Source organism: Thermococcus sp. (assembly GCF_015523185.1).
In the GTDB taxonomy this organism is placed as follows: domain Archaea; phylum Methanobacteriota_B; class Thermococci; order Thermococcales; family Thermococcaceae; genus Thermococcus.
This window is the reverse complement of the sequence record NZ_WAKV01000023.1, coordinates 1-15,010: the sequence shown is the minus strand read 5'-3', so window position 1 is coordinate 15,010 and position 15,010 is coordinate 1. Positions and strand designations below refer to the sequence as shown.

17 protein-coding genes and 1 pseudogene are annotated in these 15,010 nt (G+C 53.0%); 4 read left to right on the top strand and 14 right to left on the bottom strand.

Translation table 11 applies throughout. The annotated features are described in order from the left end of the window. The first annotated feature begins 76 nt into the window (after positions 1 to 76). Genes purM through F7B33_RS02820 form a run of 3 tightly spaced genes read left to right on the top strand, consistent with a single transcriptional unit; the run spans position 77 to position 2,351 of the window. On the top strand, positions 77 to 1,081 hold the full coding sequence (gene purM / locus F7B33_RS02830) for a phosphoribosylformylglycinamidine cyclo-ligase (protein ID WP_297072998.1): 1,005 nt from the start codon (positions 77 to 79) through the stop codon (positions 1,079 to 1,081). 32 nt (positions 1,082 to 1,113) lie between these two features. After that, the gene (locus F7B33_RS02825; RefSeq protein ID WP_297072995.1) at positions 1,114 to 2,190 is read left to right on the top strand and encodes a DUF835 domain-containing protein; all 1,077 of its coding nucleotides are present in this window, start codon (positions 1,114 to 1,116) and stop codon (positions 2,188 to 2,190) included. Beyond that, positions 2,187 to 2,351 carry a hypothetical protein gene (locus F7B33_RS02820; protein ID WP_297063762.1) on the top strand — a complete coding sequence of 55 codons (165 nt, stop codon included), beginning with the start codon at positions 2,187 to 2,189 and terminating at the stop codon, positions 2,349 to 2,351. Before F7B33_RS02825 ends, F7B33_RS02820 begins: the two co-directional genes overlap by 4 nt. Here F7B33_RS02820 and purC read toward each other — a convergent pair. Next, positions 2,323 to 3,030: a phosphoribosylaminoimidazolesuccinocarboxamide synthase gene (purC, locus tag F7B33_RS02815; protein WP_297072997.1), complete on the bottom strand. Its 708-nt coding sequence runs from the start codon at positions 3,028 to 3,030 to the stop codon at positions 2,323 to 2,325. The two genes, F7B33_RS02820 and purC, sit on opposite strands and share 29 nt — an antisense overlap. Before the next feature lie 154 nt (positions 3,031 to 3,184). Here purC and purF point away from each other — a divergent pair, with 154 nt between their 5' ends. Continuing rightward, positions 3,185 to 4,549: an amidophosphoribosyltransferase gene (gene purF, locus F7B33_RS02810; RefSeq protein WP_297072993.1), complete on the top strand. Its 1,365-nt coding sequence runs from the start codon at positions 3,185 to 3,187 to the stop codon at positions 4,547 to 4,549. Here the strand turns inward: purF and F7B33_RS02805 are convergent. The 13 genes and pseudogenes from F7B33_RS02805 to F7B33_RS02745 form a co-directional block, all read right to left on the bottom strand. Beyond that, positions 4,524 to 5,012 carry a DUF3368 domain-containing protein gene (locus F7B33_RS02805; RefSeq protein WP_297072991.1) on the bottom strand — a complete coding sequence of 163 codons (489 nt, stop codon included), beginning with the start codon at positions 5,010 to 5,012 and terminating at the stop codon, positions 4,524 to 4,526. The two genes, purF and F7B33_RS02805, sit on opposite strands and share 26 nt — an antisense overlap. Beyond that, positions 5,009 to 5,269 carry a UPF0175 family protein gene (locus tag F7B33_RS02800; RefSeq protein ID WP_297072989.1) on the bottom strand — a complete coding sequence of 87 codons (261 nt, stop codon included), beginning with the start codon at positions 5,267 to 5,269 and terminating at the stop codon, positions 5,009 to 5,011. Before F7B33_RS02800 ends, F7B33_RS02805 begins: the two co-directional genes overlap by 4 nt. Before the next feature lie 39 nt (positions 5,270 to 5,308). After that, complete coding sequence (gene fdhF / locus F7B33_RS02795; RefSeq protein ID WP_297072987.1) at positions 5,309 to 7,291, bottom strand: formate dehydrogenase subunit alpha; 1,983 nt, start codon at positions 7,289 to 7,291, stop codon at positions 5,309 to 5,311. Positions 7,292 to 7,363: 72 nt separating this feature from the next. Further along, positions 7,364 to 7,957 (bottom strand): pyridoxal 5'-phosphate synthase glutaminase subunit PdxT, encoded by a 594-nt coding sequence (pdxT, locus tag F7B33_RS02790; RefSeq protein WP_297063381.1) that lies wholly within the window; start codon positions 7,955 to 7,957, stop codon positions 7,364 to 7,366. Between the two features lie 30 nt (positions 7,958 to 7,987). Then, positions 7,988 to 8,995 (bottom strand): pyridoxal 5'-phosphate synthase lyase subunit PdxS, encoded by a 1,008-nt coding sequence (gene pdxS, locus F7B33_RS02785; RefSeq protein WP_297072985.1) that lies wholly within the window; start codon positions 8,993 to 8,995, stop codon positions 7,988 to 7,990. A 110-nt stretch (positions 8,996 to 9,105) separates the two neighbouring features. Continuing rightward, positions 9,106 to 9,942, bottom strand: coding sequence for a carboxylating nicotinate-nucleotide diphosphorylase (nadC, locus tag F7B33_RS02780; RefSeq protein WP_297072982.1), 837 nt, complete (start codon positions 9,940 to 9,942; stop codon positions 9,106 to 9,108). A gap of 58 nt (positions 9,943 to 10,000) precedes the next feature. Further along, positions 10,001 to 10,909, bottom strand: coding sequence for a quinolinate synthase NadA (nadA, locus tag F7B33_RS02775; protein WP_297072981.1), 909 nt, complete (start codon positions 10,907 to 10,909; stop codon positions 10,001 to 10,003). Positions 10,910 to 11,083: 174 nt separating this feature from the next. Further along, positions 11,084 to 11,446, bottom strand: a complete 363-nt coding sequence (locus F7B33_RS02770) for a hypothetical protein (protein ID WP_297072978.1) — start codon at positions 11,444 to 11,446, stop codon at positions 11,084 to 11,086. Then, on the bottom strand, positions 11,430 to 11,633 hold the full coding sequence (locus F7B33_RS02765) for an antitoxin family protein (RefSeq protein ID WP_297066409.1): 204 nt from the start codon (positions 11,631 to 11,633) through the stop codon (positions 11,430 to 11,432). Before F7B33_RS02765 ends, F7B33_RS02770 begins: the two co-directional genes overlap by 17 nt. Positions 11,634 to 11,680: 47 nt before the next feature. After that, positions 11,681 to 13,078 carry an L-aspartate oxidase gene (locus F7B33_RS02760; protein ID WP_297072976.1) on the bottom strand — a complete coding sequence of 466 codons (1,398 nt, stop codon included), beginning with the start codon at positions 13,076 to 13,078 and terminating at the stop codon, positions 11,681 to 11,683. 97 nt (positions 13,079 to 13,175) lie between these two features. Continuing rightward, positions 13,176 to 14,372: a DUF4932 domain-containing protein gene (locus tag F7B33_RS02755; protein WP_297072974.1), complete on the bottom strand. Its 1,197-nt coding sequence runs from the start codon at positions 14,370 to 14,372 to the stop codon at positions 13,176 to 13,178. Further along, entirely contained in the window at positions 14,363 to 14,677 is a 315-nt protein-coding gene (locus tag F7B33_RS02750; RefSeq protein ID WP_297066403.1) for a hypothetical protein, read from the bottom strand. The genes F7B33_RS02755 and F7B33_RS02750 overlap by 10 nt, the downstream gene beginning before the upstream one ends. Before the next feature lie 89 nt (positions 14,678 to 14,766). After that, a pseudogene (locus F7B33_RS02745) lies at positions 14,767 to 15,010 on the bottom strand (aminopeptidase); the annotation flags it as partial.

The window sequence follows — 15,010 nt, the reverse complement described above, 5'->3', positions numbered from 1 at the left end:
TAGATATTTAAGAATTTTTAGGCAAGAAAATGGCAAACTTTTTAAGCCCACCCCAGAACTCTCCCCCGTGGTGTCCATGTTGACCTATGCAGAGGCTGGAGTTGATGATGAAAAAACGGCCAGAGCTTTGAGGGGCATAATCTCGCTCGCGAAGGCAACCTTCGAGTTCAGGAAGGGCAGAATCGGCGAACCTGCTGAAAACCTCGGCCACTACGCGGCGCTGATGGACTTCGGGAGCTTTTATCTGGCCATGACCACAGACGGGGTCGGGACGAAGGTTTTAATAGCGGAAGCGGTTGGCAAGTTCGACACGATAGGGATAGACATGATAGCGATGAACGTCAACGATTTGCTCTGCGTTGGGGCGGAGCCGGTCGCCCTGGTGGATTACCTGGCCGTAAAGGAACCCGATGAGAAAATCTTTTCGGAGATAGCTAGGGGACTCTACGAAGGTGCTAAACAGGCCGGAGTCGCTATAGTCGGCGGGGAGACTGCGGTTATGCCAGACCTCATCAACGGCTTTGACTTGGCTGGAACGGCCATAGGAGTTGTGGAAAAGGGAAATGTGATAACGGGCAAGAGGATAAAGCCGGGCGACGTTGTTGTTGGAATTTCAAGCTCGGGAATACACTCGAATGGCCTGACCCTCGCGAGGAAGCTGTTGATTCCAAAGTACGGCCTCGACTACGAGTATGAAGGTAAAAAGCTCTGGGAGTGGCTTTTGGAACCGACGAGGATTTACGTTGGGGCGGTTCTTGAGCTCATCGAGAAAGTTAAGGTTCACGGATTGGCGCACATAACCGGTGGAGGACTGACTAACCTCAAGCGCTTAACAGACTACGGCTTCTCGCTGGAGATACCGCCCATCCCGGGAATCTTCAAACTCATCCGCGAGAACGGCGTCCCGCTTGAGGAGATGTTCCGGGTCTTCAATATGGGGGTCGGCTTCATCGCGGTCGTTCCGGCGGAGGAGAAGGACGAAGCGCTCGATGTCCTCAACAGACACTTTGAGAGCTTTGAGCTTGGGGTTGTAACCGAAGAGCCCGGAATCAGGGTAGAGAACTTCGGCGTAAAGCTTTAATCTGGCCGGAACGGAAAACGAATGGTGGTGTAATGAACGTCCTACTGGCCGGACAAGCGTTTAGTTTTTCCATCAAGCTCACGGCGGGTCTCTTTCTGTTCCTGAGGTGGTGGAGGTATCGTAGGGACTCTCTCATCTTCTGGGCGTTCTTCTTTCTGAGCTCGTCCTTCTCGATTGTTTCAGAGATTCTGGGGTTTGGAATAGGCGTTCCCCTCTTTCAGGCCCTTGGGGTTTCCTTCCTCACCGCGGGAATAGTCTCGTTCCTCGACGAGGAGGCCCTGGGGTTTTCCACAAAGTACCTCAAGGTCGCCGCCCTTGTCCTTCCGGTAACGGTTTCCACCTATGTTGTGCTCTACGCACTACTGCATTCACTTGTTACGAGTAAACCCAACCCATTATATCTTTCCTTTGGAATCTCCGGGATTTTCTACGCAATAGCAGGGGTTGTTTTCTGGACGGTGAGGAGGTTCTATCCCAGGACCGGGGCCATTCTGAGCGTTACCCTTGTGGCACACGGCCTTCACAAGATGGACTACCCCTTCCTCAGGCCGGTCGGATGGTTTGCCCCGATTGGGTTCGCAATTGGTGCCTTCCTAACCATGATTGAGGTTCTGGCCTTCGTTAAGATGGTTCTCTCCGAAAGGTTTGAGTACGTTGTCCCCGAGGACAGACCTCCGCTGGTAAGAAAGGGGGTCTTTCTAATCAGCCCAAGTGAGTTTAGTAACTACGTGGAGGCACTATCTGACTTTCCGGTTCTGGCCTTTACCCGCCGTCGGGACTTTCCCGAGGCGTGGGAGGTGCACCTCCTGACCGCCGTCGAAGGCGCTGGCAACGTAGGCCCGACTCAGCTCCACAGGATAATAGAGAAGACCCGCTCATACCTAGCTGAAGCCCACCGTGAGGAAGTGATTGGCGTGGTCGTTATCGAAGGCCTCGAATACCTTCTCATGTACAACGACTTCCGTTCCGTCCTTAAGTTCTTGGCAACACTCTCCGACTACGTGGCCCTCTACGGCGGAATGTTGGTCTTGGTCTTCGACGAGAAGAGCCTTGAGGAGAAGCAATTAAAAACCCTCAGGCAGGTTCTCAACGTGGGTGGGATAAAATGATGTTTACAGCAAAGAGAAAGGCCTTCTTAGAGGAGCTTCCAGCTGTTGTCGAGGAGGCGGTGAAAACCTACGGGGTTAGGCTGAGGAGAATAGAAATAGAGGAGGATGAGAAAGGTTGCTACACCGTTCTAATCACCTATGACTCGGAGTTTCGCCCGTGAGCCTCTTATAGAGCCTCTCGTAGGTTGAAATCAGGTCGCCCTTGTTGAAGCGGAAGACGTCCTTGTCGAGGCTCTCACCGGTTTTTGCATCCCAGAAGCGGCAGGTGTCGGGGCTTATCTCGTCTCCGAGGACAATCTCGCCTCTCTCGTTCTTTCCGAACTCCAGTTTGAAGTCCACTAGGATTATCCCGCGCTTGGCGAAGTACTTCCTGAGAATCTCGTTCACCCTGAGGGCTATCCTTTCCATCTCCCTGAGCTCGTCTTCGCTTACCCCCAGAACCTTCGCGTGATAGTGATTTATCATCGGGTCGCCGAGGCCGTCGTCCTTGTAGTAGAGCTCGACTATCGGCTCACTGAGCTCCGTTCCATCCTCAAGGGGAAGGCGCTTTTTGAGACTTCCAGCGACGACGTTTCTCACTACAATCTCGAGAGGATACATTTTGAGACGCTCAACGATGAGTCTGTTGTCACCGGCTATGCCTATGAAGTGAGTCTTTACGCCGTTCTCCTCCAGAACCCTGAAGAGATGGGCACTAATCTGGGCGTTGAGCCAGCCCTTACCTCTAAATCGGGCCCTTTTTTTCCCGTCAAAGGCGGTTGCATCGTCCTTGAACTCCATTATCGCCTTGCCGTTGTCGAAAGGGATTACCCTCTTGGCCTTGCCCTCGTAAACCTCCAAGTAAATCACCATGTTTATGTAAAATTAGACATCTTTTAAGGATTTTTTAGATTTATTTATGTAAAAATACAGGCAAAGCTTTTAAACACAAACACCTAAATTCGGTGGACTTAACGTAGGATTATTTACTTTTTAATGTCAGTCGGTGGTGGCGATGCGAGAGAAATGCGGCATCTTTGCAACACTCTCCGAAAACGCTCCAAAGAAGGCCTACTATGCACTCCTAGCTTTACAGCACAGGGGTCAGGAGAGTGCCGGAATAAGCGTCTGGCGGAACAGGATAAGAACCCTCGCCGGAAAGGGCCTTGTCTCAGAGGTCTTCAGGGACGGAGAGCTCACCAAGATGAAATCAGACCTCGCAATTGCCCATGTCCGGTATTCCACTTCTGGCTCGCTCAACGAGACCCAGCCCCTCGAAACGGAGTGCTGTGGGATGAGAATAGCGGTTGCCCACAACGGGACGCTCACGAACTTCAAGCTCCTCCGGGGAAGGTATGAAAAGCTCGGTGTCAAATTTCACCACTCCGTTGATTCTGAACTCCTGGGGATTTCGTTTCTCTGGAATTTAAATGAGACCGGCGACGAGTTCGAGGCGATGAAAGCGGTTTTTGAGGAGGTTAAAGGCGCCTACTCGGTGGCGTTCCTCTTCGAGGAGGAGATACTCGTTGCTAGGGACCCCCTCGGCTTCAGACCGCTGAGCTACGGCTTCTTTAATGGTCACTACTTCGCTTCTGAGGATTCTGCTCTAAGGCTCTTCGTGGACGAGTCTGATGGCGGTGAAATAAGGGACGTCAAACCTGGAGAGGTCTTTCTTCTCTCTGAGAACGGAGTTGAAAGCAGGGTTCTGGCGAAGGAAAGCCACCGCCACTGCGTTTTCGAGTACATCTACTTCGCAAGACCCGACAGTGTTCTCGACGGAACGAGCGTCTACGTTGCGAGGGTAAGGATGGGTAAGGAGCTGGCAAGAGAGAGCCCGGTTGATGGAGACGTCGTTATAGCCGTGCCGGACTCGGGAAGAGCGGCCGCTCTCGGCTTTTCTCAGGAAAGCGGGATTCCTTACGCTGAAGGCTTGATAAAGAACCGCTACATAGGGAGGACCTTCATAACCCCGAGCCAGTTCAACCGCGAGCTGAAGGTTAAGCTCAAGCTCTCGCCGGTGAATGAGGTCGTCAGCGGAAGGCGCGTGGTTCTCGTCGATGATTCGATAGTCAGGGGCACGACCATGAAACGTATAGTAGAGATGCTCAGGAAGGCCGGTGCAAAGGAAGTGCACGTCAGAATAGCCTCGCCACCGATAAGGTACCCATGCTACATGGGGATAGACATACCCAATAGGCACGAGCTCATAGCGGCCTTTGGAGGCGTAGAAAAGGTTAAAAAAGCAGTCGGAGCGGACAGCCTCGCTTACCTCAGCGTTGAGGGCCTCATCCGGGCCGTTGGCAGGAGGGACCTATGCCTGGCGTGTCTCACGGGGGAGTATCCGGAGTGGGCGTTCAGGTTCTACCGTATTTTTCCTTAAGGGCCTTCACGACTTCGTCACTGAAGTACACGCCTTTCGACCTGAGTTCTCGAATCAAATCATCTATGTCCTCATCAATAAGTCCCCTCTTCCACGCCAGAAACAGAACCGCAAGGCTTCCCGTCACGTTAAGTCCGAGTGACTTGGCTATTATGCGGGGGATTTTCTCGTCCAGGAGAAGGAGGTCAGCATCAAGCTCCTTGGCCAAGACTATTGCCTCTGCCTCCCCAATCTCGATTTCACTCCTAAGGATATCAACACTTAGCCTGTCTTTGACCTCTACAACCTCTATCCACTCGGCGGAAGCCACCTCGTCGGAACCGGGCTTTCCCCTGTCCTTCTCAACGACCTCAATCCATACCGCTCTAGGAATGATAATCTTCCCAAAGAGCTCTCTGAGAACGTAAAGCTTTCCAACCTTTGCCAGCGCTATGAGAGGACCCGAGTTGGATACAACCTTCATACCAACCTCTCCAGTATTTCAATGTCCTCTTCGAGGTCCCTTCGGTTGTAGTTCAAGGGAACTCCCTTCGATGCTAGGACTTCCATCATCTCCCACTTGCTAAGACCGGCAATCTCAGCGGCTTTTCCGAGGCTAATCAGCCCCTCCCTGTAGAGCTCAACGGCGAGGTACAGCCTCACCACCCTCGGAACCTCGTCCCTGTCAACCTTCAGAATCCTAACCAGGTCCGAGGGAACCGTAACGGTAACTTCCCCCATCCGACCACCTCTAGGATTTGGGAGTTATGGAATAAAAACCTAACCAAATCTTTTCACCCTGCACGCCGAGAACTTGAACTCCGGCGTTCCGGCCTTGTTCAAAGCTGGGCTCGTAAGTTTGTTAGCCTTGAAGTGAAAGGGAACGGCTATAACTCCTTCAGGAACCCCACCGACCTTGGCGCGCATCCTTATCTTCCCGCGCCTCGTCTCTATCTCCACCCAGTCACCGTCGTTTATTCCGAGCTTTTTAGCGTCTTTCTCGTTGATTAAAGCCTTCGGCTCGCCCATGAGCCTGACCAGCGACGAGCTCCTCAGCGTCATCTCGCCCGTGTTATAGTGGCTTATCTTCCTCACCGTGGTGAGAACAAGGGGGTACTCTTTGTCTGGTCTCTCCCATGGTTCTATCTGCTCAACTGCTATGAGCCTCGCCTTTCCGTCTGGAGTGGCAAACTCCCACGTGTGGAGCCTCTTCCTGGGCAGGAAGATTCCGTCCGAGTTCTTGAGCTCTTCAACGCTCCTCTCCTCAAGCTCCGGAAAGAGCCTGAAGTACTCCGCTGTTATTTCCTCGATACTCGAATAGTCAAAGCCGGGCAAACCGAGTGCTTTTCCCAGCATCATCAGAATCTTCCAATCGGGTTTGGAATCCCCGTAGGGCTCGCAGACCCTGTGACTCCACTGGATTCTCCTCTCGCTGTTCATGTAACTGCCGCTCTTCTCACAGAAAGCCGAAGCCGGAAGAACGTAGTGGGCGTAGCGAGCTGTCCTCGTCATGAATAGGTCCTGGACAACCAAGAGGTCGAGCTTTCTTAGGGCCTTTCTCACATGGATAAAGTCGGCCTCGCTGACCGCTGGATTCTCGCCGACGATGTAGAGGGCCCTTACATCGCCCCTCTCTATCGCGTCCCAGAGCTCCGTTAAGTAGAGGCCCCTCTCGGTCGGAAGGTCCTCAACGCCCCAGAGCGAAGCAACGCGCTTCCTGAAGCGCTCGTCGGTGAGAGGAATGTAGCCGGGAAGAAACTCGCTGAGGGCACCCATGTATGCCGCGCCCTGAACGTTGTTCTGCCCGCGCATTGGGTAGAGACCGCCCCTTTCACCGATGTACCCGAGGAGCAAGGCCAGGTTTATCACAGCCAGAACGTTTTCCACCCCAGAAACGTGCTGTGTAAGGCCCATTCCCCACATTAGTGCCCCTCTACCTGCCCGGGCAAATGTCCTTGCGACTTCCTGTATCGTCTCTGCAGAAACACCGGTTACCTTCTCCGCGTATTCCGGCTTGTACTTCATAACCCCCATCCTGACCTCAGAAAAACCATCCGTTCTTGAACGGACGAAGTCCTCGTCGTAGAGCTCCTCCCTGATGATGACGTTGGCAATCGCGTTGGCGAGAGTTATGTCCGTTCCAGGCCTGATTACAAGTTTGTAGTCGGCGAAGACCATCGTCCTCGTTTCCCTGACATCAACGACGATAATTTTCGCGCCGTTTCTCTTCGCCCTCAGGATGTAGTCCATTACAACCGGATGCGTCTCGGCAGGGTTGTAACCCCAGATGAGTATCGCGTTAAAGGCCTCCAAATCCTCGTAGGGGTTCGTTTGAGCTCCGGTTCCAACGGCAAGTTTGAGAGCGTGAACGCTCGCCTCGTGGCAAAGCCTAGCGCAGTTGTCTATGTTGTTCGTCCCGAAGAGGCGCGCAATCTTCTGGACGAGGTAGTTCTCCTCGTTGCTGATTTTTGATGACGCCAGAAATGAGACCGCATCCGCCCCGTAAAGCTCCCTAATTTCGAGGAGCTTGTTGGATATCTCCTCTATCGCGACACCCCAGCTCACCGGAACCATCGCGGAGCCAACCCTTTTAAGGGGTCTCCTGAGCCTTCCGCCCGAGCGAACGAACTCAGTTGAGTGTAGACCTTTCGGGCAGAGCTTTCCCCTGTTTGGCTCGCCGGGGTAAGGCTTCACCTTCATCGTTTTCTCATCTACGAGGAGCCTGCATCCAAAACCACAGTAGGGGCACACGACGGCTTTCACGGTATCACCTTGTTGGCAAGAGAAAGTTAAAATTAAAAAGTTTTCTGACTAAAATTGAGAAAAATTTGTCAATCAGAGGGCCTTCCTCAAAAAGTACTCGTGAACCCTCGTGTCATCGGTTAGCTCCGGGTGAAACTCAAGGCCGATTATGTTGTCCTGTTCAACGCCAACAACCCTCTCGCCGAGCCACGCTATCGGCTTTACCTTATCACTCAAAAGCTCGACTATCCTTGGCGCGCGGATGAAGACGCCCGTGAAGGGCTCGTCGCTGAAGGCCAGCTTTATAGGTGCCTCGAAGCTGTCTACTTGCCTGCCGTAGGCGTTTCTGTTCACCTTGACATCGAGGAGCTCAAGGAACCTCTGCTCAGGGGTTGCGCCGATTACTTCCTTCGAGAGCATTATCAGGCCGGCGCAGGTGCCCATTATTGGAAGGCCGTCTTCGCCGAGCTTTTTGACCGGCTCAAGGAGGCCGTTCTTGACCATCAGGCGCGAGATAGTGGTGCTTTCTCCACCTGGGATTATGATTGCAGAGATTCCCTCCAGCTGGTTTGGTTTCCTGAGCCAGATTACCTCCCCGGAGACACCGAGGTTCTCTAAGGCCCGTTTGCTTGCCTCGATGTGCTCGCTGACGTCTCCTTGGAGGCCTATGACGCCTACCTTGACCATTTCAATCCCCCCAAAAGAGTGGGGAAGGGCTCAAACGCCCCTCTCCTCGAGGCGGACTTCAAGCTCCTCGATGTCCTGTCCGCGCATGGGTTCGCCGATGTCCCTGCTTATCTCGACGAGAACATCCGGCTCGTCCCAGTGGTTTACGGCCTCAACTATTGCCCTCGCCATCTTCTCCGGGTTGGAGCTCTTGAAGATTCCGGAACCGACGAAGACACCGTCCATGCCCATCTGCATCATCAAAGCGGCATCTGCTGGGGTTGCAACACCCCCGGCCGCGAAGTTCACAACCGGAAGTCTTCCAAGCTTCTTTATCTCCAGAAGAACCTTGTAAAGGCCTTCAACTATCTCGCGGTAGGTGTAGTGGCCGTAAATCGGCTCGTTCTCGAGAACCTTCACTGGAAGTCCAGCTATCTCCTTGACGTTGAGGGCAAGCCTCAGGTAGGGCTCGGCGAACTTCTCGGCAACGCCGTAGACCTGCTCGTCGGTCATGGCCTGTATCTGCCTTATTCCCTCGGCAACGAGGCGGACGTGCCTAACTGCTTCAACTATGTTTCCAGTTCCGGCCTCGCCCTTGGTCCTTATCATTGCTGAGCCTTCCCATATCCTCCTAACTGCCTCACCGAGGTTCCTTGCACCGCAGACGAAGGGGACCTTAAACTCGCGCTTGTCTATGTGGAAGAACGGGTCGGACGGGGTTAGAACTTCGCTCTCATCAATCATGTCAACGCCCAGAGCTTCGAGGATTCTCGCCTCGGCGACGTGACCAATCCTCACCTTCGCCATGACCGGAATCGTCACAGCGTCCATTATCTCCTGAATCTTCTCTATCGGGGCCATTCTGGCAACGCCACCGGCCTTCCTGATGTCCGCCGGAACGCGGTGGAGAGCCATGACCGAGACGGCTCCGGCCTCTTCCGCAATCCTCGCCTGCTCGGCGTTGGTGACGTCCATAATCACGCCACCCTTGACCATCTTGGCGAAACCCCTCTTGAGCCTCTCCGTCCCCTTTGCCTCGATAACCTTCAACTTGTTCATCTTCACCACCTCATTTAGATGAACGTCTCAGTGGATTATAAGCCTTGCCACCACCAATGCAGGGTTTTCGTAAAAAATGTTCAAAGAACGTCATGAAAAACCGAAGGAGTTCACTCAACTCTACCAAGGATTTCAAGGCTCACGTCAAAGTTCCTGACGGAGTGCGTCAGATAGCCCAGACTTATGACATCGATGTCGAGCTTCGCGTATTCTTCGATGTTCTTGGGCGTTATCCCGCCGGAGACCTCGATTTTAACCCTCTCGCGAAGGCCTTCACGCCTTAAGGCTTCTATAGTCTCAGCTATTTTTTCAGGCGTCATGTTGTCGAGCATGACCACGTCGGCCCCGGCTTTAGCGGCTTTAAGAGCATCCTCAAGGGTCTCGACCTCAACCTCGACGACCTTGTAAGCGCTGAATGCCTTTGCCCGTCTTACTGCTTCCTTCAGAGGAACCAGGGCGAGGTGGTTGTCCTTTATGAGTATCGCGTCGCTGAGAGAAAATCTGTGTGGCTCGCCACCGCCTATGAGGATTGCCCTCTTGTCTATTGGTTTGAGGAGGGTCTTCCTCGTCCCCGCGATTTTGACCTTCGGATTGATGGCTTTAACCCTTTCAACGAGCCTACTGACTTCCGTTGCTATTCCACTCATCCTGCCCATAACGTTCAAAGCTGTCCTCTCAACGAGCAGGATGGCCCTTGCTTCACCCTCAAGCTCAAGGATGACGTCGCCCTTCTTAACTTCCTCGCCGTCGCGCTTTTGGGTCTTAACTTTAACGCTGAAGTGTTCGAAGAGGGCTCTGGCTTCCTCAACGCCCGCTATGACACCTTCTTGCTTAGCTATGACAATTGCCTTCGCCCTCACCCCTTCCGGGATAACCATCTCGCTTGTGATGTCCCCAAAGGGGGCGTCCTCCTCAATGAACCTGAGGAGATATGAGAGTGGAACCATGACTTTCCCTCCATACTTAACAAAAATCTCCAAAACCTTTCACTCCAGACTTAACACCTCAGCTCATCTCAAGCATCCTCTCGATGGCTCTCCGGGCCTTTTCGGCTATCTCTCCCGGAACCTCTATGGCGTACTTCATGTCGCGGAGGGACTCGTAGATGTGGTTTAGCGTTATCGCCTTCATCCCGATGCAGGTCGCGTCTTCCCTCGCGGGGTGGAACTTTATGGACGGATAGAGCCTGCTCAGCCGGTAGACCATCTCCCTCTCGGTGAAGACGACCCACTCGTTCCACTCCGGGGCGTGCCTTATCATCCCGCCCGTGGAGACGATTATATCAGCCTTCTCCTGCACTTCCGGCTCGCATTCCGGGTGGACCATCAGCTTGGCGTTTGGATAAAGTTTCCTCGCGCGTTCAACGTCCTCAACGGTGAACTTTTTGTGGACGTAGCAGTGGCCGTATTCGGGGACTGGGATAACTCTCTTCCCGGTCTGCTTGGCCACGTAGTAGGCGAGGTTCTTGTCCGGGCCGAAGATTACCACGTCGGAATCAAGCTTTTCAACTATTTTGACGGCGTTGGCGGAAGTGACGGTTACGTCGGCTAAGGCCTTCGTCTCGGCGGAGCTGTTGACGTAGAGAACCACTGGAGCATCTGGGTACTTCTTCTTCGCCTCGATGATGTGCTCTGGCCTGAGCATGTTGGCCATGGCGCAGGTCGCCCTTCTCGTCGGAAGGAGGACCGTCTTTTCGGGGTTCAGGATTTTGGCAGTCTCGGCCATGAAGTCAACGCCGGCGAAGACTATCACATCGGCGTCAACGTTGACCGCTTTCCTCGCGAGTTCGAGGCTGTCCCCCAGAAAGTCTGCTATATCTTGAACCTCAGGCAACTGGTAGTTGTGGGCCATGATTATCGCGTTGCGCTCCTCCTTAAGTCTCTTAATTTCCGCTATTAGCTTCTCCTTTTCCATACTCTCACCTCTTCAGCGGGGGTAGAAGAGGGGAATTAAAAGGGTTTTTGGACACCTTTGGTTAAGCTTATCCCTGAAGGAGAACCTGAATCTCTTCCCCACTGGCTTCCCTAAGGAGAAGGGTCTTAATACCCAGATTTCTTGCGTGAAAAGCCATCTTTACGTCATCGGTAATTAGGAGGGCCTCCTCCACAAGGGCGAGAGCCATGAAGTAACAATCAAACCGGAAGCACCGGTTTTTGAGGCAACATTAATGGCCTCCTCGAATATCATTTCCTCCGGTACGAGGTTGTATGAGAGTGAGAGGGATTCCAAAATGTCGAGTATAACATCGCCATGACCGTTCCGCTTAAGAACGTTGGCCACTTCCACGAGGCAAGCCTTTGGGAGAAGGACTTCGTGGTCATCACATAGGTGAACCACAAGCCTGGCTTTTTCATGAGTCCTGTTTTCACGTTCGAGAACCTTTTGGGGAAGGCTCCGCCTCGGTCGTAGGAGAGCCTTTACTATAACACTCGTGTCAAGAACCACTTTCATCGTTCCTACCCCTGACCGTGGCAATGCTCTCATCAATGTCCTCCCTGGCCTCAAGTTCAAGCTCGTCTATAAGCTCCGAGAACCTTTTCTCCTCTATGTAAACTATCAATCGTTTCGAGGGCAGGGAAAGGGGTTTCAGGGGTTTTATTACCCCATTTTCATAGACTGCCTCGATAGCCCTTGGCATACTCCCACCGTTGGATGTTGTACTAGGACGTATTTAAACCGCTCGGTTCAAAGCTTGCACCTCCCATTGAAGAAGCTCGGTCTCTCGAAGGCCTTCCTCATCTCGGGAAAGTCCTCACGGTAGTGGCTTCCCCTGCTCTCCTCCCTCGCTAAGGCGCACTCCAGAACACCCCGGGCGAGGAGCTTCAACCTCGGGTCGGCCTCGATTCCCTCAAGTTTTTTCAGACCTGTTCTAAGGCCCCCACCACTCCTGACGATTCCAGCGTGGCTCCAGAGGAGCTCCCTGAGGGAGTCAACGTCTCCGAGCTCATAGCCGTGGTAAGTCGGTTCCTTGACTTCCCTGCACCTCGGCTTTTCCCTAGCTATCGTTCTGGCAACCTCCAGGCCCGAAACAATGCACTCAAGGAGCGAGTTGCTCGCCAGCCTGTTCGCTCCGTGGAAGCCGTTGGAAGCCGCTTCTCCTATTGCGTAGAGGTTTTTAATTCCCGTTCTGTACCAGAGGTCAACCGCTATTCCGCCCATCGTGTAATGGGCTATCGGCGAGACCGGGATTAGCTCCTTTGAGGGGTCGAGGCCGTCCTTCCTCAGGAAGGCGTATATCTGTGGAAAGCGTCTCTTGAAGTTTTCTATCGAGCGGGCATCCAGGAAGACCCTCTTCCCCAATTGCATCTGCCTGTATATGGCCCTTGCCACGATGTCCCTCGTCGAGAGCTCGTTAACGAAGCGCTCTCCATCCTCAGTTATCAGCTTCGCTCCGGCCCCACGAACGGCCTCGCTGATTAGGAAGACGCCGTTCCTTCCTATGTATCCAGTGGGATGGAACTGGACGAACTCTAAATCCCTCGAGGGGGCACCCTTCATCATGGCGTCGCCGATTAAGAGCCCTGTGTTAGTTTCACTTCCTGCCGTGAACTTGAAGAGGCCCGAGAAACCCCCGGAAGCTACAACGGTCGCGTCAAAGGGCAGAAATTCCCCTTCAACGAAAACGCCGTAGGTCTTTCCCCTCTTTATCGCAAGTTCCTCGGCCTTTCCTTTAACGAAGTGGACGCCAAGCTCTTTGGCACGTAAATAGAGGAGCTTTGTGACGTGCTTCCCCGTCTCGTTCTTTATCGTGAAGACCCTGTGGAAGGAGTGCCCACCTTCGGTCTCGCTCGCCTCGAACTTTAGGCCAAGGGAAGTCAGGAAGTTATAGGCCTCGCTCGCCTTCGAGATTACACTCCACACGACTTCCTCGTCGTTGATGTACTTCCCGGCCCGGAGAGTGTCGAGGACGTGGGCCTTGACGGAATCCCCCTCCAAAATCGGAAACGCTATCCCCGCTTGAGCGAGGTATGAGTTGCTCCTCCTGATTCCCGGACCAATAACTGTGACCTCGAAACCCCTCTTGGCCAGGGCTATGGCAGACGTCAGGCCAGCTATTCCGTCGCCAGCGATTCCAACTCTCATCCCACCACCGGAGGATAAAGAAAAGGTGGGCTTAAACGGTTTTCCCCGATTTGAAGATTCATGTGGGTTGGGGCAGTGTTTTATCATGTAGTTTGGTTTATCCGAAGGCGATCGCCCTCTTCAGGTTCGTCAGGTAGAGGAAGTAGTGGTAGTTTAGTAAGCTCTCGTCACCGTTTCCGGAGGGTTTCCTTTTGAACACGTTCGGCGTTCCCGCAATTAATAGGACGAATCCTTTCCCCTCTGGATTTCTCAGGGCCTCAACGAGGAAGACTCCCTTTGAATACTCAACCCCATTGAGAACGACGGAGTTGTTCCTTATCTCCACGTACCTGTTGAGTTTATGAGTAATGGGGGAGTCCAACGGGGCGATGACGATGAGGTTGTCGCTTTCGAGCACCTCTGTAAAGGCTACCTTAAAACCGGCCTTTTCAAGCATTCCAACGTAGTTCTTAACGTACGTGCTCTCCGAGAGGTTTGGAGAATACACCTTAACGCCCTTCGTTTTAAACGCCATGAAAACCATTCTGATGGTTGGCTCCGGTGAGATGTTCCTCCAAATGCCTTCCCTGTACCATTCCCCCATAAGCCTCGCGAGTTCGGGCATGAAGCTCTCGAAGGTTTGATACTTCTCCCCGTTCGGCAGGTAGTCCGTCAGGCAAGCCCCGTAAACCCTCCCAACGAGGTAGAACCCGAGGGCTTCCTGACCCTTTATGAACCTCTTAGCGCTCTGGTTTCCCTCCGTTTTGAGTATGTAGTAGGCCTCAAACGCCCGGACAAGGGTCTCGTCGAGGTAGGTCTTCCAGCCTGAGTATCCCATGGAAGTCATGACGTCTTTTACCGGCGAGAACATTTCCTCATACTTCTTGATCTCCCCGGAGTGTCTGTCCACCGCAGGGTTGACGAAGCTGTGGGCAAGCTCGTGGGCGGAGGCACTGCAGTAGGAGAGCGTTCCGTTGGAGAAGGAGCAGACACCGAGAAATGCATAAACGGTGCCGTTTTCCCAGCTGCTGTAGCTGTAGTACGCCTCAAGGGGCTGAAGGACGAAAACCCAGCGCTTTTTCTTTTCTCCAAAGAACCTCTCCTCGAAGTGAGGAAGGTTAGAAACATCGGGATTCTCCTCTAAAAACAGTCTTATCTGCTCCCTGTAAAACCCGCTGTGGTTCTTATAGAAGGTTGAAAAGTTCGATTCCCGGGCGAAATCTTTCATGGCCGTGGCGAGTTCGTTGAGGAGCCTTTCGTTCCCGTGAACTCTGCCCACGAGGTAGGTGCTCCACTCCGTTGAGTTCAGCTCCATCGCAAACTTGGGATGGCGTCGTACTCCAAACCCTCTCTCAGGGCTTTTTTGGCGAGGAGCACTGCCCTGTGATTCCTGTAGGGGGAGAAGTAAGACTCAACCTCTTGGGAGTAGGGAGTAACGTTGCCAGAGTTCCAGCCGGCGAGGTGGAAAACAACGTCCGTCAGCTCGATGTAGGGGTTCACCTCGACGCAGACGTTGCCGGAACACTCGGAAATCGGGGAGACGTTGAGCTGGAAGTCCGGCTTTGGAGGAGCAGGTGACTGAGTCAGGTAATATGTGAAAAGGAGTACTAACAGGGACAACGGCACCACTAAAGGTTTAACCTTGGGCATTGTTATTTCTCCTCCCCTTCATATGTGTGGTTTCGTTCTTATTTGTTTCTTTTTACGTCTTAATTAATGATTATCTCAATACCTTTTAACGGGTACCCTCTGTTCTCGTTGACCATCCATTCATCTGGGTCGAGGATTATTATCCTGGGTTTATCGTTTAATTCGAATTCCACCCTTGCAGTCCCGTTAACCCAGACTCTTTTGACGAAACTCTTTGTTTGGGTTTTTACTTCGACCTCGAGGGGCATTGTGAAGTTGTTTTTGTCGGTAATTTCAAAAGTTAGGAGATATTTTCCGTTTTCC

Coding starts and splice junctions, on each gene's coding strand:
- purM (WP_297072998.1), top strand. CDS start 77: ATGTTGACCTATGCAGAGGCTGGAGTTGATGATGAAAAAACGGCCAGA.
- F7B33_RS02825 (WP_297072995.1), top strand. CDS start 1,114: ATGAACGTCCTACTGGCCGGACAAGCGTTTAGTTTTTCCATCAAGCTC.
- F7B33_RS02820 (WP_297063762.1), top strand. CDS start 2,187: ATGATGTTTACAGCAAAGAGAAAGGCCTTCTTAGAGGAGCTTCCAGCT.
- purF (WP_297072993.1), top strand. CDS start 3,185: ATGCGAGAGAAATGCGGCATCTTTGCAACACTCTCCGAAAACGCTCCA.
- F7B33_RS02805 (WP_297072991.1), bottom strand. CDS start 5,012: ATGAAGGTTGTATCCAACTCGGGTCCTCTCATAGCGCTGGCAAAGGTT.
- F7B33_RS02800 (WP_297072989.1), bottom strand. CDS start 5,269: ATGGGGGAAGTTACCGTTACGGTTCCCTCGGACCTGGTTAGGATTCTG.
- pdxT (WP_297063381.1), bottom strand. CDS start 7,957: ATGGTCAAGGTAGGCGTCATAGGCCTCCAAGGAGACGTCAGCGAGCAC.
- pdxS (WP_297072985.1), bottom strand. CDS start 8,995: ATGAACAAGTTGAAGGTTATCGAGGCAAAGGGGACGGAGAGGCTCAAG.
- nadC (WP_297072982.1), bottom strand. CDS start 9,942: ATGGTTCCACTCTCATATCTCCTCAGGTTCATTGAGGAGGACGCCCCC.
- nadA (WP_297072981.1), bottom strand. CDS start 10,909: ATGGAAAAGGAGAAGCTAATAGCGGAAATTAAGAGACTTAAGGAGGAG.
- F7B33_RS02770 (WP_297072978.1), bottom strand. CDS start 11,446: ATGAAAGTGGTTCTTGACACGAGTGTTATAGTAAAGGCTCTCCTACGA.
- F7B33_RS02765 (WP_297066409.1), bottom strand. CDS start 11,633: ATGCCAAGGGCTATCGAGGCAGTCTATGAAAATGGGGTAATAAAACCC.
- F7B33_RS02760 (WP_297072976.1), bottom strand. CDS start 13,078: ATGAGAGTTGGAATCGCTGGCGACGGAATAGCTGGCCTGACGTCTGCC.
- F7B33_RS02755 (WP_297072974.1), bottom strand. CDS start 14,372: ATGGAGCTGAACTCAACGGAGTGGAGCACCTACCTCGTGGGCAGAGTT.